We start from the raw sequence: 21,339 nt of genomic DNA on the forward strand, positions 1-21,339 counted from the left end.
CCCCAATGTTTCTCGACAAGTCCGTCCCCCTCGACAGCGCCTGGAACACATGGTCCGAGCGCCCCGGCGAGTTCACCTTCCTGCCGCTCGGCGTGCGCATCGCGCCCGTCCTCTATTCCTCCAAGGCGGGCCATGCGACTGCGATCCGCGCGCCCGACGAGATCCAATTCGGAGCGCACGGTCTGCGCGGCGAGACGGTCGCCTACGAGACGCACTTTGCCGACACCCGCGTCGCCTTCCGCACCCACAAGCCCGATCCGTTCGTCCTGCGCGGCCGCTTCGAGACGCTGGAGGCCGGCGAATGGGGCCTGCGCTACTGGGTCACGTTCGGCATCTCGGCCGAGGACGGCAGCACGGTGCACTACGACCCGCGCACGGGCGTCGCGGTGGTGGAGGTGGATTTCCGCTTCGTCGCCTTCGCCGCCGACGACATCCCGGCGCTCGCAACCGGCCACGAGTCCTTCGCGGCGCTGGTCGAGGATTTCGACCAGAACGGCTACTTCGACAAATCGACGCGCGCCGACGCCGCCCCGCTGATGGCGCTCCGCTTCAATCTCGAGATGACCCCGCGCCTGGCGTTCGCTGCCGCGGTCGCCGACACGCGCGATCTGGCCGTCGCCAGGGCACGTGCGGCGCTCGCCGGCGAGGTCGCGGATGCCCCGACGCTCCACATCGGCCGCCATGCCGGTGCGCTCGACGCCGTGCGCGACGTGATCGGCTGGAACACCGTCTACGATCGGCTGAACCGGCGTCCCACCACGACCGCCAGCCGGATCTGGGGGCTGGGCGATGCGGTCTGGTACAACGACCAGTGCTTCGCCGCGCTGATGGCCGGACTGCTCGATCCGGCGCTCGCGCGGCGCAACTTCGACGTGGCGATGGGAAGCGCGACGCCGCAGGGCAACATCGCCTGCCTCGTCAACCCGAAGGACGCCTGGGTCGATCGCACGCAGGCGCCCCACGGCGCCTTCGTCGCCTGGATGATCTTCCAGCGCACGGGCGACCGCGCGTTCCTGTCCGATGTCTTCGACGCGCTGGCGCGCAACCAGCTCTGGTGGCGTGCGAACCGCGATCCGGATGGTCGCGGCCTCGTGTCCTGCGGCACGTCGGACGTCGGCGACGCGATGTATCGCGGCACGGCCTTCGGTGCGCGCAACGAAACCGGCATGGACAATTCGCCGACGCACGACGAGGCGCGCTACGTTCCGGCGACCCGCACCCTCTCGACGCTCGACGTCGGCCTCAACTCGGCGCTGGCGCTCGACGCCGAGATGCTGGCGCTGATCGCCGCCGAGATCGGCCGGCGAGATGAGGCCGAACAATTCGCATCGCTCGCCGACGAGACGCGCGAACTGATTCGCCGGGAGCTCTGGGACGAGGCGCGCGGCCTCTTCGCCAACCGCCAGCGCGACGGCGGCTTCGTGCGCAGCGTCTCGCCGACGAGCTTCTTCCCGCTCCTGTGCGGAGCCGCCGACGACGCGCAGGTCCGGCGGCTTCTGACCCATCTCGACGATCCCGCCATGTTCGGCGGCCGCTACCCGCTGCCCAACGTCTCGCGCGACGACCCCGCCTATGCCGAGCAGATCTACTGGCGCGGCCGCATCTGGCCCAACGTCAACTGGCTCGTCTGGCAGGGCCTGCGGCGCTACCGGCTCGACGCGCAGGCCTCGAGCCTCGTCGCGCGCAGTTTCGCGATGTTCGAGGAATCCTGGGCGTCGCACCGCTGGTGCGGCGAGAACTACGACGGCGATACGGGCCGGATCGACGAACGCCCCGGCAACGACCCGTTCTACACCTGGGGCGCCATGCTGCCGCTGATGGCCGTCGGCGACATCATGGACATCGGTCCGTGGGGCGGGTGGGAGCTCGTCAACGACGGGCAGCCCGTGCGCCTCGGTCCGATCATGAGCCCGGCGGGCCCCGTGACCGTCGCGGTCGAGGACGGGCAGATGCGGCTTCTGGGGACCGATGGACGAGCGATCTTCGAGACCTCCTATCGCGGACGCCTGCGCAGGATCAGGGTGGACCCGTTCCTCGTCTCGGTGACCTTCGCCGAGGGGGGCGATGCGTTCGCGTTCCGGTTGGGCCCCGAGGCGTCCCGCCGGCTGGTCGCCGTGCGCCTTCACGGAGTGGCGACGACGACGCGGCTCGAGGATGGCCACCACGTCGCCGATCTCGGGGGGGTCGAGGCCGGCGCCCGGCTCGACTGGCATCTGGCCCCGGCGGATCCCGCGTGACGGGACCGCAGCCGGACTGGTTCGAGAACCCGGCGACGCGTTTTCGGACGGCCGCCTTCTGGTTCTGGCACCGCATCCCGACCGACGACGAGATCGCGGCACAGCTCCGCGACATGCGGGACAAGGGCATCGGCTGCGTGATGATCCAGGCCCGGCCGGCGCTCGATCTCTCCGCCTACCTGTCGCCCGCCTATCTCGCGGCCTTCCGCAGGGCATGCGCGACGGCAAAGGATCTTGGGATCGCGGTCACGATCTACGATGAATACGGCTGGATGTCCGGCCACGGCGGCGGTCGGACCGTGGACGGCGCGGACCATCTGCGCGAGCGCCACATGTTCTGGGCGACGGCGCCGGTCGGATCGGCGCTCGCCATCAGCGCGATCGGGTCGCCGTTCCTCGACTTCCTCGGCGATGTCGGCCGCACCTGGATCTACGAAGGCGCCTCCGCGGTCTGGGGCGACTGGCGGGCGATCGCCGCCGTCGCCCACCCGCCCGTCATTCGCGACGAGGCGGACCTCTGCTTCCTCGGGCACGCGTTCGAGGTCCGGCCGGACGGAAACGACGGGTGCCGCATCGAATGGCCCGCCCATGCCGACCTTCCGGCCGACTGGCAGGTGACGGTCTTCGTGTCGGCCCGATGCCTGACGTCGAGGCTCGTCAACTATCTCCTACCCGAAACGGCCGAGCGCTTCGCCGAGGTCGTCTACGCGCCCCTCCTGGAAGCGGCCGCGGGCGCTGCGGACGGCTTCTTCTTCGACCATCCCTATGCCGGTTTCCACACCTGGAAGGAGCACGAGGGCGCCATCGGCAACAGCCTCCTGTGCGACGGCCGCCCGGCGACCGCCGACGAGATCGCCGCGCTCCTGTCGCTTGTTCATGACGTCGGGCCGCGGACGGGTGCGTTGCGGGCGGGTTTCCTCCGCGCCTATGCCGAGCGCCTGCACGAGGCCTTCTTCGGCACCCTCGCACGCTGGACGCGCGAGCGCGGCGTCGGCTTCACCGGGCACGAACTCCTCACCCATGTCGGCGGCTGGGCGCTGCACGGCGGGCTTACAGGCATCGACCCGCGCGTCATGCCCGGCGTCGATCATTTCGGCGTCGACGCCTTCCGAACCGAGACGGCCGTGGACGCCGCCGACTTCGTGCCGCAGCTCGCGGCGAAGTTCGGCGACAGCGTCGCGCGCGCCAACGGGCGCCGGCGCTGCACGATCGAGCAGTATGCCACCGGGCGGGAAGCCGGCAGACCGACGCTGGCGGGCCAGTGGGACCTGACCCCGCAGCGGTTCCGCGTGCAGGCGATCCGGCACGTTCTTCTGGGGGCCCGCCGCATCCTTCTCCATGCCGTCAACGTGACCGACGGCTTCGATCGCGACGAGCGACTCCTTGCCAACCCGCGCTGGGACTTTCCTCCGGCCTACAACTTCCTGCCGTGGTGGGACGATTGCGGCCCGATCTTCGACGAACTGGCGCGGCTGTCAGCCTTTCTGGAAGACGGCGAGCCCGTGCGGCCTGTCGCGCTCCTCTACCCGCTGGAGACGATCCGGGCCGAAGGGCCGGCGCATGCTTGCGGCCGGCATTTCGGCCTGTGGGCCGAGGCGCTGTCGCAAGCCGGCATCGGCTACGATATCATCGACGAGCGCCAGCTCCCGTCTGCGCTTTCGCCGGATGCGGGCTACGAGGTGCTGGTGCTGCCGGCCGTCAGCGTCCTGGCGGAGGGTCCCGGCGCCGGTAACATCCGCGATTTCACGCGCCGGGGACGGCAGGTCGTCTTCTCCGGCGGCCTGCCGAAGGGGCTGGAGGACGTGGCCGGCATCGGCCCGCCCCTCGCGGCCATGCCCGCGTCGCGCGCAGAGCCCTACTACCTCGCGGGCTCCGAGGCTGCGAGCATCCGGGCGCGAGTCGCCGCGCTGCTGCGCTCCGACCTTGACATGCGCTTCGGGGACGAGGGACCGACCTGGTCCTCGATCGCACGCGTCGGGCCAGACTGGCGGCTGGCAGCCCTCAACGACGCCGATCATCCGAGGCGGCTGGAGCTGACGGGCCTTCCCCCGAGGCCCCAGATCGTGATTCTCCACTCCTCGACCATCGGTGCCGATCGCGTCGAGATCGTCGGGCGAGGCGACGGCACGGCGTCTCTCCTGATTCCGGCCTTCGGCGTCGCCTGCCTCGTCATTTCCGCGGGGAAGACGGCCGGCGAGCGGGAAGCCGGAAGCCGTCCCTCCCGGGTCCCGTCATCCTCCGGCGACGTCATCGACCTCGCGGACGGATGGACGCTCGAACTTCCGGGTCTCGCGCCGGTCCCCATCGCCGTCGACCGAGGCTGGGAGGCTCAGGGCTTCCCGTTCGTCTCGGGAACAGGCCGCTATCGACGGTCGATCGTCGTCCCGGGCGGGCCGGAGGGAACCCGCTGGTTCCTCGAACTCGCCAACGTGGAGGTATCGGGCGAGATCTGGGTCGACTGGGTCTGTCTCGGCCGGCTGCTGCAGAGCCCTGCGCGCTTCCTGCTGCCGGGAAGATCCGGCGACACGCTTTCGCTCGAGATCCGCGTCCGCAACACCGCCGCCAACCGGTATCACGAGGCCATGTCCTTCTCCGCCGAGGAGCCACCGCCCTCGGGGCTGACATCTCCCCCGCGGCTGAGGGCGACGCGAGAACGTTGACCGGGCGGTCCGAGGCGGGCGCACGCCGACGCGTCGGGTCGATCATCGTCGCGCGTCCTCGCTCGCCGCATCGACCTGCGCTTCGATGGCCGCCTTGTCGACGACGGACCAGACCCGGTGGATCTTGCCGCCCCGGAACTCGTAGAAGACGTTCTTGGCGAAGGACACCCTTCGCCCCTCCACCTTCAGGCCGAGGAACGCGCCGCGAGGGTGGCAGTCGAACCGGAGCCGCGCGGCAACGCGGGGCGGCTCGCAGACCAGTGTCTCGATGCGGAACGCGAGGTCGGGGATGTCCGCATGGTCCTTGACCTGCATCTCCCGGTAGCCGGCGAGACCGAGAGCGCGGCCGTTGTGTTCGATGTCGTCGGCCACGAAATCGCCGAGCGACGGCCAATCGCGCGCGTTGAGACAGGCGATGTAACCCTTGTAGAGATCAGGCATCGGGGGATCGACAGGCAATGGAGGTCCTCACGGTTGCGGCCTTCCGACCGTCGATAGCGTGCCGCGAACCTAACGCGGCAGAAGGATGCCGGCGACCCTCCCGTCGGACGACTGGTGCGGGAGGCTGCCGTCGGCGATAAGTGAGCGGCACGGCGAGCACCCGGCGGACAGGCAGGCAGCAGCGATGGACCACGGTTCCCCGCGGGGGCAGCGAACGGAGCGCGTCTCGTTCAACCGGCCGCTCGGTCACGGCGGGCTCGAGACGATGGCGGCCCACTATGTGCGCCAGACCTTCAAGCCCCACGCCCACCCGGAATATCTGATCGGCGTCATCACCGGCGGCGTGCACGCGGTCTGGTGCCGCGGCGAGCAGCATACGGTCCTGCCGGGAACGGTGATGTCGATGCGGCCGGGCGACGTCCACCACGGAAATGCCGCCGTCGAGGCCGGCTGGGTCCAGCGGATGCTCTACATTGACGAGGACACGATGGTGGAGATCATGGGGGACCTCCGCGACAGCCACCGCGCCCCGCTTCCGAACTTCGACGCCTGCGCCCGGCGCGACGACGCGCTGGCGGCGAACCTCGCGCGCATCCACGACAGGGTGCATGCGTCGAGGCTGACCCTGTCTCGCGACGCGGCGCTGGTCGCCCTGGCGGGTCTCGTCGCGCAGATCTCGGAGGGCGGGCCGAATGACGCGCCGGCAAGCGCCACACCCGACGCCCGTGCCCGTCGGCTCGTCGACTATCTTCATGCCCATGTCGAAGCGGATGTCAGCCTCGACGAGCTTGCCTCGCTCGCCGGGCTCCGCCGGCGGCAGACGATCGACCTCTTCCGGCGCCAGACGGGCCTGCCGCCTCATGCCTACCACATCGGCCTGAAGGTGCGCCTCGTGCAGGATCGCCTGCGTGCGGGAGATGCGCCGGCCGCCGCCGGGACCGAAGCGGGCTTTGCCGACCAGAGCCACATGAGCCGCCACTTCACGGCCATCGTCGGGATGACGCCGGCGGCCTATTCGCAAGCGGGTCGGGACCGCACTTTCGTTCTATAGCGCCGCGCCGCGCGCCCCTAATCAGCCGATGCCGACACGGGGTTCGGCGAGCGACGGGGGCCTTCATCATGTCCTGTTCATCCAGCATCGCGGCGCCGCTCATGCCGCGATCGACGCTGGCGGCGGACGCCGCCGTCCTTGCCGTCGCGGTCGTCTGGGGCGCGAGCTATCCGGTGACGAAGGGCGCGCTCGCCTTCGCCCCCGTGCTCGTCCTGATCTTCTACCGGTTCGTCGCCACGGCCTGCGTCATGGCCCTGGCGGCGCGCCGGGAGCTCGCCTCTGCGGGACGCGGCGACATCCTGCGCGGCGCGGTGCTGGGAGCGATCCTCGCGGCGATCTTCATCTTCGAGATCGCGGGCCTCGCCCTCACCAGCGCGACGAATGCCGCGCTGATCATCTCGCTCTGTACGCTGTTCACCCCGTTTCTCGAGCATGGGCTCTCGCGCCGCCTGCCGCTGGGATCCGTCGTCGGCGGCGCCGTGGTCGCCTGCCTCGGCGTCGCCCTTCTGGTCGGAGGTCTGACTGCCTGGACGCCGGGCGACGGGCTCATCTTTCTCGCCGCCTTGTTACGCGCCGTCATGGTCGTGTCGACCAAGCGGCTGATGTCGGGACGGCGGTTCTCGTCGGTCGCGCTGACCGCGGTCCAGGCCGCCACGGTCGCCGCCGTGGCGCTTCTCGCCCTCGCGCTGACGCAGGGCGTCGGGGCGCTGGCGGTCCGGGCCGGCGCGGGCTTCTGGGGCAGCATCGCGTTTCTGTCGCTGTTCTGCACGGTCGCCGCGTTCTATGTCCAGAATGCCGCGGTCCGCCGCACGAGCCCGACGCGGGTCGGCTTCCTGATGGGAACCGAGCCGCTGTTCGGCTTCGCCCTCGCGCACATCCTCCTGCGCGAGCCCGTCACCGGCCCGGCCTCGATCGGCGCGGTCCTGATCGTGGCTGGAACCTTCGCGGGGCTTCTCGGCGATCGAAGGGTCGGCTGAAGGCCGGGATCCCCCCAGCCGCCAGCCGTTCAGGCGATGACGCCGCCGCCGTCCACCCGCACGGTCGAGCCCGTGGCGAACGGCGTCCGCATCAGGAACAGGACCGCGTTGGCGATGTCGTCGGGTTGCCCGACGGCCTTTGCCGGCAGGTTCGCCCTCGCACGCTCGAACGCGGCCTCGCGCGCCTCGTCCGAGAGTTTCGACCACAGCGGCGTGTCGATCATGCCGGGCGAGACCGTGTTGACCCGGATCGGCGACAGTTCCAGGGCCAGACCGCGCGCCAGGCCATCGAGCGCGGCGTTGATCGCGCCTTGCGTCACGGAGGTGGCCGAGGGGCGATCCGCGAGGTAGCCGGTGATGAGGGTCAGCGAGCCGCGCTCGTTGATCCGGGCGGCCCGGGCGATCCGATAGGCGCCCCAGAACTTGCTTTCCATCGCCTGCCGCGCGTCCTCGAGCGGCAGGGTGCGAACCGGGCCGGTCGCCGTCTGCGCGGCCGACACGACTACATGGTCGAAGGCGTCGCGCTCGGCGAAGAAGGCCTCGATCCCGGTCATGTCGCCTGTATCGAGAACCGCTGCCTCGGCATGCGGGCCGAGAGCGGAGCGCGCCGCCTGGAGTTTGGCCTGCGAGCGCGAGGCGATCGTCACCCGAGCCCCCGCCCCGTCGGCCTGCCCGGCGACGGCGAGCCCGATGCCCGAGCTACCGCCCACCACCAGGACACGGCGTCCGTTGAGTTCCGTCATCGCTTGGTTCCTTTCCACCCGTCGATCGGCCCAGGAACGCGCCAGGGCCTCGATCCGGCTCAACTGTCGTGTGGGAGAGGGGGCAGCGCTCATCCGGCTCCTGCCCCCCGTCGTCAGCTTCAAGAGTCGGGAAAGAGATCGCGCACTGGGCTCACGCTCTCCAGAAGCGAGGCGACATGCAGGATCGTCGTTTCCGCCTGCCAGGCGCCGACGACCTGCACGCTGATCGGCAGACCCTCCCGGCTCGTGCCGAACCGCATCGCGAGTCCGGGCAGCCCGGTGACGTGGAGCGGCACGGTCGCGCCCTGGAAATAAGTCGCCTCTCAAACGAAGCGAGCCCAGCGGTCGTCCAGGCATGACACGGCTTCGTCGGGTTGCCCCCGCCCGAAAGGACCTTCGGCGACGTCGCCGCATCCCGACCTTTTCGTCGGCGCGAGCACGCCTGAACGGGGCAGCGTGCCCCCGTCAATTCAAGACCGGATGCTCAGGTTTCTCCGCTCTGCCGGGAAGGACAGAACCGAAGGGCCGGCGGCTCATCGACGAGCCGGTCGGAGCCATCGCTTCCTTATTTCAGCTGGAAGGCCGTCATCGCGAACCCGATGAGGCTGCGGATGTGCTGGGCGACGCTCTCCCGCGTGGCCTCGGCGTCCGAGGCCTGGATCGCCTCGATGATCTGGAGGTGCTCCGAGGAGTCCGGGATCAGCCGCTCCTTGAGCTGGTCGATCTCGAAGAGCCGCGTGGCGGCCCGCAGGTCGCGCAGGACGCGCGCCATGACCGCGTTGCCGCAATGGTCGATGATCATCCCGTGCAGGTGGTCGTCCGAGAACCAGTGCTGATCGGTGTGGTAGGTCTTGGCGTCGAGGAGTTCCAGGATCTCGAGGCGCACGGCGAGCAGCGTGCGGCGGGGGATGTTGTCGAGCGCCAGCACCGCCGCCTCGGGCTCGATCAGGAGCCGCAGCCGCAGGCTCTGGAGATATTCGCCGAGATCGACGCGGCGCACGACGTAGTTGCGCCCCTCGCCCTTGTGGACGAGTCCCTCGCCCTCCAGTCTCTGGAGCGCTTCGCGCATCGGCGTTCGCGATACGCCGAGCGTCGCGGCGAGCTTCGCCTCGACGATCACGTCACCGCCGCGCAGGCGGCGGCTGCGTATCATGTCGGCGACCGAGCGGTAGACGAGATTGGCAAGGTTCGGGCTGCGATCGGCGGCCGCGACCGGTGCGGCCCCTTCCTTTGAACTCATGACTGCCTCGCCCTCGCCCGCACTCGGCCCTCGCCTCTATACGACTGGTATGCCACTCCTCCGCCATGCGGAAGCAAACAGTCGAGCTCCAGATGGCGAAGCCCCCGGCCCCGGCGGAACCCACCAACCTCTCCGAGAAGGCCTATCGGCACATTCTGTCGGACATTCTCGACGCGCGCCTGGCGGCGGGCACGCCCATCCAGGAACGCCGTATCGCCGAGGAGATCGGCGTCTCGCGCTCGCCCCTGCGCGACGCTCTCGGCCGGCTGGCCGGCGAGGGCCTCCTGGTGCGCGGCAACACCGGCATCCTGGCGGTTCGCGCCCTCAGCCTCCAGGACTACCTGCAGACCCTCGAGATGCGCGCGCTCGTCGAGCCCGCCGCCGCGTCGCTCGCGGCCACGGCCGTTGGGGCCGCCGACGTCGCCCGGCTGGAGGCCGAGATGGCGCGGCTGGAGACGACGGACGATCTCCAGGAGACCGACCTTCTCTGGTTTGACGACGATCTCCACGCGCTGATCGCGACCCATTGCGGCAACCCGTTCATGACGCGGTACCTCCAGGACATGCGCCGCTACACCACGCTCTACGAACGCCAGACCAAATGGCGGGCGACGCTGCATGTCGACAACAGCGAGCACCGGGCGATCCTGACCGCGCTGTCGCTTCGCGCGCCCGACCAGACCGCGGACGCGATGCGGCGTCATTTGTCCGGCATCCGCCGACGCATTCTCGAACGCTTCTGACGATCTTCGAGAATCCATCTTGCACGCCTCCAGCATCCGTCGCATAATACTGGTATACCACTAGCATGCGATTTTCCTCCCGATCTTGCCAAGAGGTTTCACCATGCCCACCCGGTTTCCCCTGACGATCGCGCTCGGCGCCCTCCTCCTCGCCACGACGGCACAAGCACAGGACTGCAGGCCCACCGTCGCCGACAGCGAACTCATTCAGCCGGGCAAGCTGGTGATGTCGACGAACCCGACCCTGCCGCCGCTGCAGTTCGTGGATGCGTCGGGCGAGCTGAAGGGCATGCGCGTCGAACTCGGCAAGGAGATCGCGAAGCGCCTGTGCCTCGAGCCCGAATACATCCGCATCGAGTTCTCGGCGATGGTGCCCGGGCTCCAGTCGGGTCGCTGGGACCTCATCAACACCGGCATCTTCTATACGCCCGAACGCGCGGCGATGATGCAGATGATCCCCTACGAGAACCAGGCAATCAGCATCTCGACGGCCAACAATTCCGGCATCGAGGTCAAGTCGCTCGACGATCTCGCCGGCCGCTCGATCGGCGTCGAGATCGGCGGCTTCGAGGAGAAGCAGGCCAAGGCGATCGACGCGCAGCTGCGCGAGAAGGGCCTCGAGGGCGCGACGGTGCGGACCTTCGACAATTTCGCCCTCGCCTATCAGGCGCTGCGCGCCGGCCAGGTCGACGCGATGGTCTCGATCGACGGCGTGGCCGAGGAATACGCCAAGCGCGGCCAGTTCCACCGCGCGCTGCACGGGATCGGCCCGACGCCGGTGGCCCTCGCCATGAAGAGCCGCCCGCTGGCCGACGCGGTGGCGAAGGTGCTCGCGGACATGAAGGCCGACGGCTCCTTCGACAAGCTCTTTGCCGAGTACGGTGTCGAGCCGGTGTCCGGCGCGCTCGCCGTGAAGGGTCCGGCGGGCTGACCGCCAGTCTTTCCACCCCGCCTCGGCGACGATCCGGCGAAGGACCGCACGCATGCTGAACTGGAACTGGTCGGGCTTCTTCGGCTACCTCGTGAACCCGTTCATCCTCCAGGGCGTCTTCACGACGCTCTGGCTGACGGTCGTGGCCATCCTCGCCGGCCTCGTGCTCGGCTTCGGCCTCGCCCTGATGCGCCGCTCGTCGTCGCGCATCCTCTCGGGCTTGGCGGGCGTCTATGTCTGGCTGTTCCGCGGAACGCCGCTGCTCGTCCAGCTCATCGTCATCTACACCGCCCTGCCCGAGCTCGGCATCCGCTTCAACGTCTGGCAGGCCGCGCTGATCGGCCTGTCCCTCAACGAGGCGGCCTATCTGGCCGAGATCATCCGCGCCGGCATCGAGGCGGTGCCGAAGGGACAGGTCCGCGCCGCGCGCGCGCTCGGCATGCGCGAGCCGCAGATCATGCGCTCGATCGTGCTTCCGCAGGCGCTGAAGATCATCGTGCCGCCGCTCGGCAACTCGGTGAACGGTCTCCTCAAGACGACCTCGGTCACTTCGGTGATCTCGATGGAGGAACTCCTGCGCCGCACGCAGGTCCTCATCCAGGAGCGCTTCGAGGTGCTCGAACTCTTCACCGTCGCGGCGATCTACTACCTCCTCCTGACCACGCTCTGGGACCTCGTCCAGCGCCGGATCGAGCGGCGCTTCGGACGCTCCGACCAGCCGCTTGCCGCGAGCGAGCAGCGCTGACCCCGCCTTTCAACGGATCCATCGCCATGCAGAAGACCTTTCGCGGTGTCTACACCGTCATGATCACGCCGTTCGACACAGCCGGACGGCTCGACGTCGAAACGCTCAGAGCCTTCACCGACTGGCAGATCCGGGAAGGCATCCACGGCCTGATCCCGCTGGGCTCCACCGGCGAGTTCCTGTCCCTGTCCGAGGAGGAGCGCGTCGAGGTCGCAAGGACCGTGATCGAGACGGCCGCCGGCCGGGTCCCCGTCCTGATCGGCACGGGCGCCGAGGACACGCGCGAGGCGGTCCGCCTCACGCGGCAGGCCGAGGACCTCGGGGCCGACGGGGTGATGATCATCCCGCCCTTCTACTCGACGCCGACCGACGACGAACTCGTCCATCACTACCGCACGATCGCCGCGGCGACCAAGCTGCCGATCATGGTCTACAACAATCCGGCGACGGCCAACGTGGACCTCAAGCCCGATCTCGTCGCGCGGATCGCCGAGATCGAGGGCTGCGACTACATCAAGGAGTCGACGCTGGAGGTGACGCGCGTGCGCGACATCATCCGCAAGGCCGGCTCCAACATGACGGTCTTCGGCGGCATCCTGGGCTTCGAGTCCTTCGTGGAAGGGGCGGAAGGCTGGGTCGCCGTGGCGTCCAACGTCGCCCCGCGGCAGATGGCGCGCATCTTCGAGCTGGTGAAGGACGAGAACCGCGTTCCCGAGGCGCACAGGCTCTATCTCGAATGGCTGCCGCTGATCGAGGCGGTCGGCGGGCATCTCTATGTCGGCGGGACGAAGGCGCTCCTCGGCCACATGGGCTTTGCGGTCGGCGAACCGCGCCCGCCCCGCCTGCCGCTGCCGGCGGCCGACGACGCCCGCATGAAGGCGCTGGTCGACCACTTCGGCCTCGCCCGGGCGCTCGCCGCCTGACATGCCGATGGCGCCCGCCCCCAGCTCCCGCGTCGGCGCGACGGCGACCATCCGGTTCGATGGCCGCGCTCTCCCGGCCGTGCCGGGCGAGAGCCTTGCGGCGACGCTGATCGCGGCGGGCCTCAAGGCGCAGTCCATCGGCAAGGACGGACGCCCGCGCGGCCACTACTGCGGCATGGGCGTCTGCCACGAGTGCCTCGTGGTGGTGAACGGACGTGCGGGGCAGCGCGCCTGTCTCACCAGGTCGGAGGACGGCCAGGACGTGCGGAGCCATCCCGTGCGGATCGACCTCCTTGATCCTCACCTTGCCGATCTCGCCGGACTGCCGACGCAGATCCTCGAACGGAGCGTCGACGTTCTGGTCGTGGGCGCCGGGCCGGCGGGCCTTGCGGCCGCGGAGGCCGCGGCACGGCACGGGGCGAGCGTGACGGTGCTCGACGAGCGTCCCGGCCCCGGCGGGCAGTTCTACAAGCAGCGCCAGGGCATGGCGGCGCGCGACGGGCAGATGCAGGAGGGCGCGACGCTGATCGAGCGGGTGCGCGGCCTCGGCGTCGCCATCCGCGGCGAGACGCTCGTCTGGGGCGCCGAGCGGGACAAGGACGGCCACCTCGTTCTCGGAACCCTCTGCCGGGGCGAGGCGGCCCGCTGGCGCCCGCGCGTGCTCGTGGTCGCCACCGGCGCCTTCGAGACGCCGCTGGCGCTTCCCGGCTGGACCCTGCCGGGCGTGATGACCACCGGCGGGGCGCAGACGCTGATCCGCTCCTACGGCGTGTCCGCCGGGCAACGCATCCTCGTGGCGGGCAACGGTCCTCTCAACCTGCAGGTGGCCCTGGAGCTTGCCGCCGCGGGGTCGACGGTCGCCGCGGTTCTCGACCGGGCCCCGGCCCCGCACACGCGGCCGCGCGAGGCGGGTCGCCTCGTCATCAGCCACCCGGCGCTCGCGCTTGCCGGCATGCGGCAGATGGCCCGGCTGCGCGCGTCGAGCATCCCCCTCTCCTGGTCCTCGCAACTCGTGCGGGTCGAGGGCGACGGGCGGGTCGAGGCCGCCGTCTACGCGACCCCCGAGGGCGAGCGGCGCGTTGCGGTCGACGCCGTCGTCTTCGGCAACGGCTTTGCCTCCGCCAACGAACTCGCGCGGCTCCTCGGCTGCGCCCACCGCGATCGCGGCGGCCGGCTGGAGGTCGAGCGTGACGAGACCGGCCGGACGTCCCAGCCCGACGTCTTCGTGATCGGCGAGGCCGGCCGCTTCGCCGGCGCCCACGTGGCGCTGGCGCAAGGTCGCCTTGCGGGCCGCGCCGCATCGCGCGAGCTCGGCTCAGACACGGCGATCGAGGCGGACGAGGAGCGGGCCGACCGCCGGCGCCTCGCCCGGCACGAGACGTTCCAGGCTGCGCTCTGGACCCTTTTCGACGCGTCGGACGCTCCGCCGCCATCCGCGGACACGCTGGCCTGCCGATGCGAGGCGGTGAGCTTTGCGGCCGTCTCGCAGGCGCTGGCAGAGGGGCCCCATGGCGACACCGCCAGCCTCAAGCGCATGACCCGCGCCGGCATGGGCCGCTGCCAGGGCCGCTATTGCGGCCCGGTCCTCGCACGGGCCGCCGCGCGCGATCCCGAGGCCCGCGCGGTCGTGCCCAAGCTCGCCGCGCAGATGCCGCTCCGGCCGATCCCCCTGGCCGCGCTCGCGCTGGAGAAGCCGGAATGGGGCGGCCATCGCCGCGCGCTCCTGCCCGACCGGGCGGCTCCCGACGCCGAACCGTTGCCGCCGCTTTCCGTCGGAACGCTGGTGATCGGCGCCGGGATCGCCGGACTGTCCACCGCGCTGTTCCTCGCCCGCGCGGGCGAGGACGTCGCCGTGGTCGAGCGCGGCGTTCCCAATTCCGGCGCCTCGGGCGGCAATGCGGGGAGCCTGCATGCGCAGCTCCTCTCCTTCGACTACGGCGCACGCGCGGAAGCCGGCGGCGGGCCGGCTGCGCGAACCCTCCCGCTGCAGCGGGACTCGATCGACCTGTGGCGCCAGCTGGAACGAGAGCTGGCGGCGGATTTCGAAATCAAGGTCACCGGCGGCCTGATGGTCGCCGAGACCGAGGAGCATCTGCGTTTCCTGGAAGCCAAGACCGCGGTCGAGCGCTCGCGAGGGGTTCGCTGCGACCTGATCGACGCAGCGGAACTCCGCCGCCGCGAGCCCGCCTTGTCGGAGCGCTTCCTCGGCGCCGCGTTCTGCCCGCAGGAGGGCAAGATCAACCCGCTCGTGGCCACCGAAGGCGTCCTGTCGGCGGCCCTTTCGGCCGGCGCACGCCTCCATACGAAGGCCGAGATCCGGGCGATCCGGCGCGAGGGCGACGCCTATGCCGTCGACACCTCGCGCGGCCCGATCCGAGCGCGCCGCGTGGTCAACGCGGCGGGCGCCTTCGCCTCGCGCATCGGCGCGATGCTCGGGCTGGACGTGCCGGTCTTCGGCGCCCCGCTGCAGATGGTCGTGACCGAAGCCGTCGCCCCGCTCGTGTCCTGCCTCGTCGCACATGCCGGCCGCCACCTGACGCTGAAGCAGGCGGCGAACGGCAACATCATCATCGGCGGCGGCTGGACCGCCGGGCTCGATCCGGTGCACCAGCATCCGCGCCCGCTTTTCGACAGCTTGGAGGGCAACCTCTGGGTGGCGCAGCACGTCGTGCCTGCGCTTCGCAAGGCGCATGTCATCCGGAGCTGGGCGGCGATGAACATCAACATCGACGGCGCGCCGATCCTCGGCGAGCACCCCGACGCCCCCGGCTTCTTCAACGCCGTCACATCCAACGGCTACACCCTCGGGCCGCTCGTTGGCCGCATCACCGCCGATCTCGTGGCCGGAAGGCCCGCGACGCACGACATCGGCCCCTTCTCCGTCACGCGCTTCGCGAAAGGCCGCCCATGATCGAGATCCAAGGCGTCAACAAGTTCTACGGGAAGTTCCAGGTCCTCAAGAACTGCAGCACCCATGTCGCCAAGGGGGAGGTGGTCGTCGTCTGCGGCCCGTCGGGGTCGGGCAAGTCGACCCTCATCAAGTGCGTCAACGGGCTCGAGGGCTTCGACGAGGGCTCGATCCGGGTCCAGGGCATCGAGGTCGGCGACCCGAAGACCGACCTGCCGAACCTGCGCACGCGAATCGGCATGGTGTTCCAGAACTTCGAGCTGTTCCCGCACCTGTCGATCATCGAGAACCTGACGATCGCGCAGGAGATGGTCCTCCAGCGCACGCCCGACGTCGCGAAGGCCAAGGGATTGGCGCTGCTCGACCGGGTGGGGCTCGCCGACCACGCGGCCAAGTATCCCGGCCAGTTGTCGGGCGGCCAGCAGCAGCGCGTGGCGATCGCCCGCGCCCTGGCGATGGACCCGATGGCCATGCTCTTCGACGAGCCGACCTCCGCGCTCGACCCCGAAATGATCGCCGAAGTCCTCGACGTCATGGTCGGTCTCGCCCGCGAAGGCATGACCATGATGTGCGTGACCCACGAGATGGGCTTTGCCCGAAACGTCGCGACGCGGGTCGTCTTCATCGACCAGGGCGAGATCGTCGAGGACCGGCCGACCGAGGCCTTCTTTTCCGACGTCACCAATCCGAGGACGCAGACCTTCCTCGGCAAGATCCTGCGGCACTGAGCGACTCGTCCGCGCCGCGGCCCACCCTCAATCAGGACACATCCATGAGCGAGCTTATCGTCGAGATCGACGGCCACGCCTTTCCCGCGCGCTTCGAGACCGAGGCCGCCCCCCGGACCGTGGCGGCCTTTCGCGACCTCCTTCCCTATTCCGAACGCGTCATCCACGTGCGCTGGTCGGGCGAAGCCTGCTGGATCCCGCTCGGCGACAAGGACTTCGGCCTGCCGTACGAGAACGCGACCAGCCATCCCCATCCCGGCCAGATGATCCTTTATCCCGGCGGCGTGTCGGAGACCGAGATCCTTCTCGCCTACGGCCCGGTCGCCTTCGCGTCCAAGGCGGGGCCGCTGGCCGGCAACCATTTCCTGACGATCATCGACAAGCTGGACGCGCTGGCCGAACTCGGCCGCGGCACCTTGTGGACCGGCGCAAAGCCGATCCGTTTCCATCTGACGTGAGCGACAGAGGATGGAGCGGCAGCCGGGAGCGCCCGAACGGGCTGGCCGCCGCCCCATTCATCGTCCGACAGGGAGCCGCAATCGATGACGACCCTGGAAGCCGCGGCGTCCCGCGAGATCCCCCTTTCCCCGGCGGAACTCGACCTCCTGATGCGGCTTGTCGCGGCGGCGGGCGACGAGGCGACCTTCACCGGTCTCGTCGCGGAGCGAATGGAAGCCGTGGGCTGCGCGGTCGAGCCTCTCGTCTACGATCCGCAGGCCGTTCCGCTGATCGAGGAGTTCGCCTCCGGGGTGGATACCGCCGCCGGCGAACAGACATGCCTGATCGGGCGGATCGCCCCGTCGACGGCCGCGGACGGTGCCAGAAGCCTTCTCCTTTTCGCCCATCCCGACGTGGAAGCCTTCCAGGCGGATCACGGCTGGTCGCATGATCCCCGCGAGCCACGCGTCGAGAACGGCCGGCTGATCGGATGGGGCGTTGCCGACGACATCGCCGGGATCGTGATCATGCTGGCCTCGCTCGCTCGATTGCACGCCCGCGGCTGGACCCCGCCCGCGCCGGTCACCCTCGTTTCATCGCCCTCGAAGCGGCATCGTCGCGGGATCGCGGCAGCGCTCGCCGCCGGCCTTTCGGCGGATGCGGCGATCTACCTGCACCCGGCGGAATCGGGTGCCGGCCTCGACGAGATCAAGGCCTTCGCACCGGGGCAGATCGAGTTCGCGGTGGAGATCGCGGGGCGTCTCCCGCAGACGGACGAGCCGTCGCATGCGGCTTTCGCCCATCTGGCCCATCACCCGCTCGATGCGATGCGGGCCGTCCTCGACGCCCTCGCCTCGCTCGACCGCGCGCGAGGGAAAAGCGTCCAGCACCCGCTCCTGCAGGCGGCGGTCGGCCGCTCCACCAACCTCCTGGTGACGCGGATCGAGGCCGGGTCGGCCGGCGCCTCCGCGCGCATCCCCGCCTCGTGCCGGATCGCAGCGGTTCTGTCGCTGGTGCCGGGTGAGACCCTGGCGGAGGCGAAGGCGCTGGTGGAGGATGCCGTATCGGGCGCTTGGCAGGGCCTTCGATGGCCCGAGGCCACGCGGCCCGACGTGACATGGCTCTCCGGGGTTTCGGCCGCCGAAACCGACGTCGACGGCCCCCTCTACCGACTGGTCCGGGCGACGTTGCTGGAGGCCGGCGCGAATCCGAGGGTGAACCCGCTCCATACATCGAGCGACATCCGCAACCCGCTCGTCCAGCGCTCCATCCCGACGGTCGGCTACGGTCCGAGATGCGGCGATCTCACCATGGCGAAGGGGGTCGGCGAATGGGTCGACCTCGCGGATCTCTCCCGCGCGATCGATGTGACGGCCTCGGTCGTCGAGGCCTGGTGCGAGGCGCCGTCCAGCACGACGCAGCCATGATGCCGCGCGAGGGTCCTGTCGGAATGGCCGAATGGCCGTCCGTCACTCAGGCGACAAACGGATCCGCTCGACCGGGCGCTCTGCCGGCGGCAAGGGCGCGGACAGGAGCTGGAACGACAGGGACTTGCCGTGGCCGTCGAGCCCGAGGCTCGCATTGACGCCGCCCTCCAGCACGCCGTCGAGGACGAAGTTGAAGGCAGCCAGCCGCGGTAGTTCGTAGCGCACGATCCGCGTCGGCTGCCGCGCGGCGAAGACCCCGGCGACGAAGGCTTCCGTCACCACTTGCCGCAGGCGCTCGTAGTCCGCGGGATCGCGGCAGATCACCGCGATGTTGGCGCGGTTTCCCTTGTCGCCCGACCGGGCGTGGGCGAGGGATCGCAGCGTCGTCTCAGCCATGGTGCGGCTCCAGGATCTCCATACGGGGCTCGACGCGCTCGCGCTCCACGAGGCAGGACGCGCTGGCGACACGGTGGGTGAGGCGCGTGCGGATGCCCGCGCCGCCGCCCGGACCCGCGCAGTAGAGCGCCCGAACCTCGTGCAGGAGTTCCTCCGGTCCGGCGCGGTCGGGCGAGGCGGCGGCGAGGCGGACGCGGACGTCCTCGCAAGGCGAAACCGCAAGGGTCGGTCCGAGCGCCGCGGGACCGGCCGGGTGAAAGAGGCTGGCGACACCGATCGCATCGGCGCGCACAAGAAGATCCGGCCAGCGCCGCGCCATCCGCGCCTGCACGACCTCGATCGCCAGAGCCGCCCGGCGCGCGGCGTTCGCGCCGGCATAGGAAATCTCGCCTTCCGCCAGATGCCCGCCATCGACGCACACCGTCGCCTTCAGCCGCTCGGGCCTCGGCCGCCCGCGCGCGCCGGCCACCCTTACCCGGTCCTTGCCGACGACCTCGATCCCGACCTCGGTGAGGTCGAGGACGACGTCGGGGGTGAGATAGGCCGCGGGATCGTGGATCTCGTAGAGAAGCTGTTCGGTGACGGTCTCGCGGTCGACGCGCCCACCCGTTCCCGGCGGCTTGGTCAGCGTGATCGCGCCGTCGGAAAGGATTTCCGCGATGGGGTAGCCGACCTCGGCAAGGTTCGGGACGTCCGCCATCCCGGGGTCGGCGAAGTATCCGCCCGTGACCTGCGAGCCGCATTCGAGGAGGTGACCGGCGAGCGTTCCGGCGGCCAGGCGATCCCAGTCGTCGAGCCGCCAGCCGAAGGCATGGATCAGCGGCCCGAGCGCCAGCGACGGATCGGCGACGCGTCCCGCGACGACGACGTCGGCACCGGCGTCGAGGCCCTCGGCGATCGCTTCGGCGCCGATATAGGCGTTGGCCGAGACGATCCCGGCGGCATCGGCGAGGAGGTCGCCGTCCATCTCGCGCGCCCTCAGTTCCGCGTGCGAGAAGGCGCCGGAGATGTCGTCGCCCTCGACCACGGCGATCCGGATGTCGGGGTGGCCGAGTTCGGCCGCGAGGCGGCGGATGATCCGCGCGCCGCCCCGGGGGTTGGCGGCCCCGAAATTGCCGACGATACGGATGCCCGACGCCAGGCATTCGGCCAGCACGGGCCGAAGGAAGCGCTCGATCGCCTCGCTCGCGCCGGCCTCCGGGTCCTGCCGGCGCCGGAGCTGCGCCAGCGCCAGCGTGCGCTCGGCCAGCGTCTCGTAGAGCAGGAAGCGGGGCCCTTCGTGGCGGGCCAGTTCGCGCACGACGGGGAGGCCGGCATCCGAGCGATCGTCGGCAAAGCCGGATGCGCAGCCGATCCGCACGAGGGAAGGAAGGTCTGCGTCCGACATCAGATGGCTCCGGTGATCCAGGCGACGGCGGCCATGATCAGCGTCGTCGCGAAGGCCCATTTGAAGATGAAGCGCTGGTGCGCGCCAAGCGTGACGCCCGACAGGCCGATGAGGATGAAGGTCGAGGCGGTGAGCGGGCTGAGCGGGAAGCCCGTCGTCATCTGCCCGAGGATGGCGGCGCGTCCGACCTCGATGCCCTCGTGGCCGAGCGCCTCGGCGGTCTGGGCGAAGACCGGCAGCATTCCGAAGTAGAAGGCGTCCGGCGTGAAGGCGAGGCTGAGCGGCATGCTCGCGACGGCGACGACCTGCGGCAGGTAGGGCGCCATGCCGTTCGGCACCACGGCGACGAGCGAGGTCGCCATCGCCTCGATCATGCCGGTCCCCTGGAGGATACCGGTGAAGATGCCGGCGGCGAAGATCATGGTGGTGACGGTCACGACGCTGTCGGCATGCGCCACCAGCCGCTCGCGCTGGGCCTCCCAGCTCGGATAGTTCACGAGAAGCGCCACCGCGAAACCGATGATGAAGATCACGGCGAGCGGCAGGACATGCGTGAAGAGCATGACGAGAAGCACGAGCGTCAGCGCGACGTTGAACCAGAAGAGGTGGGGCCGCAGAGCCGCCGCGTCCTCCGCCGTCTCGGTGACGTGGGCGCCCGCGTCGAAGCTGTCGGCGACGCCGAGGCGGCGGCGCTCCTTCAGCCCGAGATAGGCCGCCACCAGGAAGACCCAGGCCAGGCCGACCAGCATCGCGGGGATCACGGGCTGGAAGATGTCCTGCGAACTCGTGCCGAGGACGCTCATCGCGCGGGCGGTCGGTCCGCCCCAGGGCAGGATGTTCATCGTGCCGGCCGCCAGCGCGACGATGCCCGGCAGCACCAGCGGGTTCATGCGCATGTGCCGGTGGATCGGCAGGAGTGCCGTGATCGAGATCAGGAAGGTCGTCGCGCCGTCGCCGTCGAGAGCGACCAGCATCGGCAGCGCCGCCGAGACGAGGCAGAGCCGCACCGGATCGCCGCGCACCAGCGACACGAGGCCGAGGATCATCGGCTTGAAGATCCCGGTGCCCATCATCAGGCCGAAATACAGGACCGCGAACATGATCATGATGCCGGTCGGCGCGACCCGCACGATCCCGTCCATCATCATCTTGCCGAGGTCGGCGCCGAAGCCGCCGAGAAGCCCCGCCGCGAGCGGCACGAGAACGAGGCCGACGAGCACGGACAGGCGTCCGCTCAAGGTGATCGCCAGGAAAACGGCGATCGTGCCAAAGCCGAGCACGGCAAGCATGAATTCCTCCCAAGGCCTTCTCCCGAGGCCGGTCGGCAAGTTCGCACCCGCCGACTTGTGCGTAAATTGAATTCG

General features: G+C 70.1%; 18 protein-coding genes and 1 pseudogene. 12 read left to right on the forward strand and 7 right to left on the reverse strand.

The features are described 5' to 3' along the window. Positions 1 to 5: 5 nt before the first annotated feature. Positions 6 to 2,237, forward strand: a complete 2,232-nt coding sequence (locus tag ACLNGM_RS00980) for an amylo-alpha-1,6-glucosidase (RefSeq protein WP_416356814.1) — start codon at positions 6 to 8, stop codon at positions 2,235 to 2,237. After that, entirely contained in the window at positions 2,234 to 4,897 is a 2,664-nt protein-coding gene (locus ACLNGM_RS00985) for a hypothetical protein (protein WP_416356815.1), read from the forward strand. Before ACLNGM_RS00980 ends, ACLNGM_RS00985 begins: the two co-directional genes overlap by 4 nt. Before the next feature lie 42 nt (positions 4,898 to 4,939). On the opposite strand, the gene ACLNGM_RS00990 is transcribed toward ACLNGM_RS00985, so the two are convergent. Continuing rightward, positions 4,940 to 5,338, reverse strand: coding sequence for an ester cyclase (locus tag ACLNGM_RS00990; protein WP_416356816.1), 399 nt, complete (start codon positions 5,336 to 5,338; stop codon positions 4,940 to 4,942). A gap of 184 nt (positions 5,339 to 5,522) precedes the next feature. Here ACLNGM_RS00990 and ACLNGM_RS00995 point away from each other — a divergent pair, with 184 nt between their 5' ends. After that, positions 5,523 to 6,389, forward strand: coding sequence for an AraC family ligand binding domain-containing protein (locus tag ACLNGM_RS00995; RefSeq protein ID WP_416356817.1), 867 nt, complete (start codon positions 5,523 to 5,525; stop codon positions 6,387 to 6,389). Positions 6,390 to 6,490: 101 nt separating this feature from the next. Further along, a complete protein-coding gene (locus ACLNGM_RS01000; RefSeq protein ID WP_416356818.1) occupies positions 6,491 to 7,366 on the forward strand; it encodes a DMT family transporter in 876 nt (291 codons plus the stop codon). Between the two features lie 29 nt (positions 7,367 to 7,395). Here the strand turns inward: ACLNGM_RS01000 and ACLNGM_RS01005 are convergent, their stop codons facing one another. The 3 genes and pseudogenes from ACLNGM_RS01005 to ACLNGM_RS01015 form a co-directional block, all read right to left on the reverse strand. Continuing rightward, positions 7,396 to 8,109: an SDR family oxidoreductase gene (locus ACLNGM_RS01005; protein WP_416356819.1), complete on the reverse strand. Its 714-nt coding sequence runs from the start codon at positions 8,107 to 8,109 to the stop codon at positions 7,396 to 7,398. A gap of 119 nt (positions 8,110 to 8,228) precedes the next feature. Further along, a pseudogene (locus tag ACLNGM_RS01010) lies at positions 8,229 to 8,432 on the reverse strand (amidase); the annotation flags it as partial. A gap of 242 nt (positions 8,433 to 8,674) precedes the next feature. After that, positions 8,675 to 9,349 carry a GntR family transcriptional regulator gene (locus tag ACLNGM_RS01015; protein WP_416356820.1) on the reverse strand — a complete coding sequence of 225 codons (675 nt, stop codon included), beginning with the start codon at positions 9,347 to 9,349 and terminating at the stop codon, positions 8,675 to 8,677. 92 nt (positions 9,350 to 9,441) lie between these two features. Here ACLNGM_RS01015 and ACLNGM_RS01020 point away from each other — a divergent pair, with 92 nt between their 5' ends. The 8 genes from ACLNGM_RS01020 (at position 9,442) to ACLNGM_RS01055 (ending at position 18,192) form a co-directional block, all read left to right on the forward strand. Continuing rightward, positions 9,442 to 10,092 (forward strand): GntR family transcriptional regulator, encoded by a 651-nt coding sequence (locus ACLNGM_RS01020; protein ID WP_416356821.1) that lies wholly within the window; start codon positions 9,442 to 9,444, stop codon positions 10,090 to 10,092. 103 nt (positions 10,093 to 10,195) lie between these two features. Continuing rightward, complete coding sequence (locus tag ACLNGM_RS01025) at positions 10,196 to 11,023, forward strand: ABC transporter substrate-binding protein (protein WP_416356822.1); 828 nt, start codon at positions 10,196 to 10,198, stop codon at positions 11,021 to 11,023. Between the two features lie 52 nt (positions 11,024 to 11,075). Beyond that, a complete protein-coding gene (locus tag ACLNGM_RS01030; RefSeq protein WP_416356823.1) occupies positions 11,076 to 11,768 on the forward strand; it encodes an amino acid ABC transporter permease in 693 nt (230 codons plus the stop codon). Positions 11,769 to 11,794: 26 nt separating this feature from the next. Beyond that, positions 11,795 to 12,691: a 4-hydroxy-tetrahydrodipicolinate synthase gene (gene dapA, locus ACLNGM_RS01035; protein ID WP_416356824.1), complete on the forward strand. Its 897-nt coding sequence runs from the start codon at positions 11,795 to 11,797 to the stop codon at positions 12,689 to 12,691. Between the two features lies 1 nt (position 12,692). Then, positions 12,693 to 15,602: an FAD-dependent oxidoreductase gene (locus ACLNGM_RS01040; protein WP_416356825.1), complete on the forward strand. Its 2,910-nt coding sequence runs from the start codon at positions 12,693 to 12,695 to the stop codon at positions 15,600 to 15,602. Next, a complete protein-coding gene (locus ACLNGM_RS01045; protein ID WP_416356826.1) occupies positions 15,599 to 16,327 on the forward strand; it encodes an amino acid ABC transporter ATP-binding protein in 729 nt (242 codons plus the stop codon). The genes ACLNGM_RS01040 and ACLNGM_RS01045 overlap by 4 nt, the downstream gene beginning before the upstream one ends. Before the next feature lie 44 nt (positions 16,328 to 16,371). Further along, entirely contained in the window at positions 16,372 to 16,785 is a 414-nt protein-coding gene (locus ACLNGM_RS01050; RefSeq protein WP_416356827.1) for a DUF3830 family protein, read from the forward strand. Positions 16,786 to 16,869: 84 nt separating this feature from the next. Then, on the forward strand, positions 16,870 to 18,192 hold the full coding sequence (locus ACLNGM_RS01055; RefSeq protein WP_416356828.1) for a M20 family metallopeptidase: 1,323 nt from the start codon (positions 16,870 to 16,872) through the stop codon (positions 18,190 to 18,192). Between the two features lie 42 nt (positions 18,193 to 18,234). Here the strand turns inward: ACLNGM_RS01055 and ACLNGM_RS01060 are convergent, their stop codons facing one another. From ACLNGM_RS01060 to ACLNGM_RS01070, 3 genes are read right to left on the reverse strand one after another with little or no spacing between them, the layout of a single operon-like run. Then, entirely contained in the window at positions 18,235 to 18,588 is a 354-nt protein-coding gene (locus tag ACLNGM_RS01060) for a hypothetical protein (RefSeq protein ID WP_416356829.1), read from the reverse strand. Continuing rightward, a complete protein-coding gene (locus ACLNGM_RS01065) occupies positions 18,581 to 19,975 on the reverse strand; it encodes an acyclic terpene utilization AtuA family protein (protein WP_416356830.1) in 1,395 nt (464 codons plus the stop codon). The genes ACLNGM_RS01060 and ACLNGM_RS01065 overlap by 8 nt, the downstream gene beginning before the upstream one ends. After that, positions 19,975 to 21,264 (reverse strand): CitMHS family transporter, encoded by a 1,290-nt coding sequence (locus ACLNGM_RS01070; protein ID WP_090965676.1) that lies wholly within the window; start codon positions 21,262 to 21,264, stop codon positions 19,975 to 19,977. Before ACLNGM_RS01070 ends, ACLNGM_RS01065 begins: the two co-directional genes overlap by 1 nt. Positions 21,265 to 21,339 lie beyond the last annotated feature (75 nt).

Source organism: Aureimonas phyllosphaerae (assembly GCF_047943035.1).
In the GTDB taxonomy this organism is placed as follows: domain Bacteria; phylum Pseudomonadota; class Alphaproteobacteria; order Rhizobiales; family Rhizobiaceae; genus Aureimonas; species Aureimonas phyllosphaerae.

Coding starts and splice junctions, on each gene's coding strand:
- ACLNGM_RS00980 (WP_416356814.1), top strand. CDS start 6: ATGTTTCTCGACAAGTCCGTCCCCCTCGACAGCGCCTGGAACACATGG.
- ACLNGM_RS00990 (WP_416356816.1), bottom strand. CDS start 5,338: ATGCCTGATCTCTACAAGGGTTACATCGCCTGTCTCAACGCGCGCGAT.
- ACLNGM_RS00995 (WP_416356817.1), top strand. CDS start 5,523: ATGGACCACGGTTCCCCGCGGGGGCAGCGAACGGAGCGCGTCTCGTTC.
- ACLNGM_RS01000 (WP_416356818.1), top strand. CDS start 6,491: ATGCCGCGATCGACGCTGGCGGCGGACGCCGCCGTCCTTGCCGTCGCG.
- ACLNGM_RS01005 (WP_416356819.1), bottom strand. CDS start 8,109: ATGACGGAACTCAACGGACGCCGTGTCCTGGTGGTGGGCGGTAGCTCG.
- ACLNGM_RS01015 (WP_416356820.1), bottom strand. CDS start 9,349: ATGAGTTCAAAGGAAGGGGCCGCACCGGTCGCGGCCGCCGATCGCAGC.
- ACLNGM_RS01020 (WP_416356821.1), top strand. CDS start 9,442: ATGGCGAAGCCCCCGGCCCCGGCGGAACCCACCAACCTCTCCGAGAAG.
- ACLNGM_RS01025 (WP_416356822.1), top strand. CDS start 10,196: ATGCCCACCCGGTTTCCCCTGACGATCGCGCTCGGCGCCCTCCTCCTC.
- ACLNGM_RS01030 (WP_416356823.1), top strand. CDS start 11,076: ATGCTGAACTGGAACTGGTCGGGCTTCTTCGGCTACCTCGTGAACCCG.
- dapA (WP_416356824.1), top strand. CDS start 11,795: ATGCAGAAGACCTTTCGCGGTGTCTACACCGTCATGATCACGCCGTTC.
- ACLNGM_RS01040 (WP_416356825.1), top strand. CDS start 12,693: ATGCCGATGGCGCCCGCCCCCAGCTCCCGCGTCGGCGCGACGGCGACC.
- ACLNGM_RS01045 (WP_416356826.1), top strand. CDS start 15,599: ATGATCGAGATCCAAGGCGTCAACAAGTTCTACGGGAAGTTCCAGGTC.
- ACLNGM_RS01050 (WP_416356827.1), top strand. CDS start 16,372: ATGAGCGAGCTTATCGTCGAGATCGACGGCCACGCCTTTCCCGCGCGC.
- ACLNGM_RS01055 (WP_416356828.1), top strand. CDS start 16,870: ATGACGACCCTGGAAGCCGCGGCGTCCCGCGAGATCCCCCTTTCCCCG.
- ACLNGM_RS01060 (WP_416356829.1), bottom strand. CDS start 18,588: ATGGCTGAGACGACGCTGCGATCCCTCGCCCACGCCCGGTCGGGCGAC.
- ACLNGM_RS01065 (WP_416356830.1), bottom strand. CDS start 19,975: ATGTCGGACGCAGACCTTCCTTCCCTCGTGCGGATCGGCTGCGCATCC.
- ACLNGM_RS01070 (WP_090965676.1), bottom strand. CDS start 21,264: ATGCTTGCCGTGCTCGGCTTTGGCACGATCGCCGTTTTCCTGGCGATC.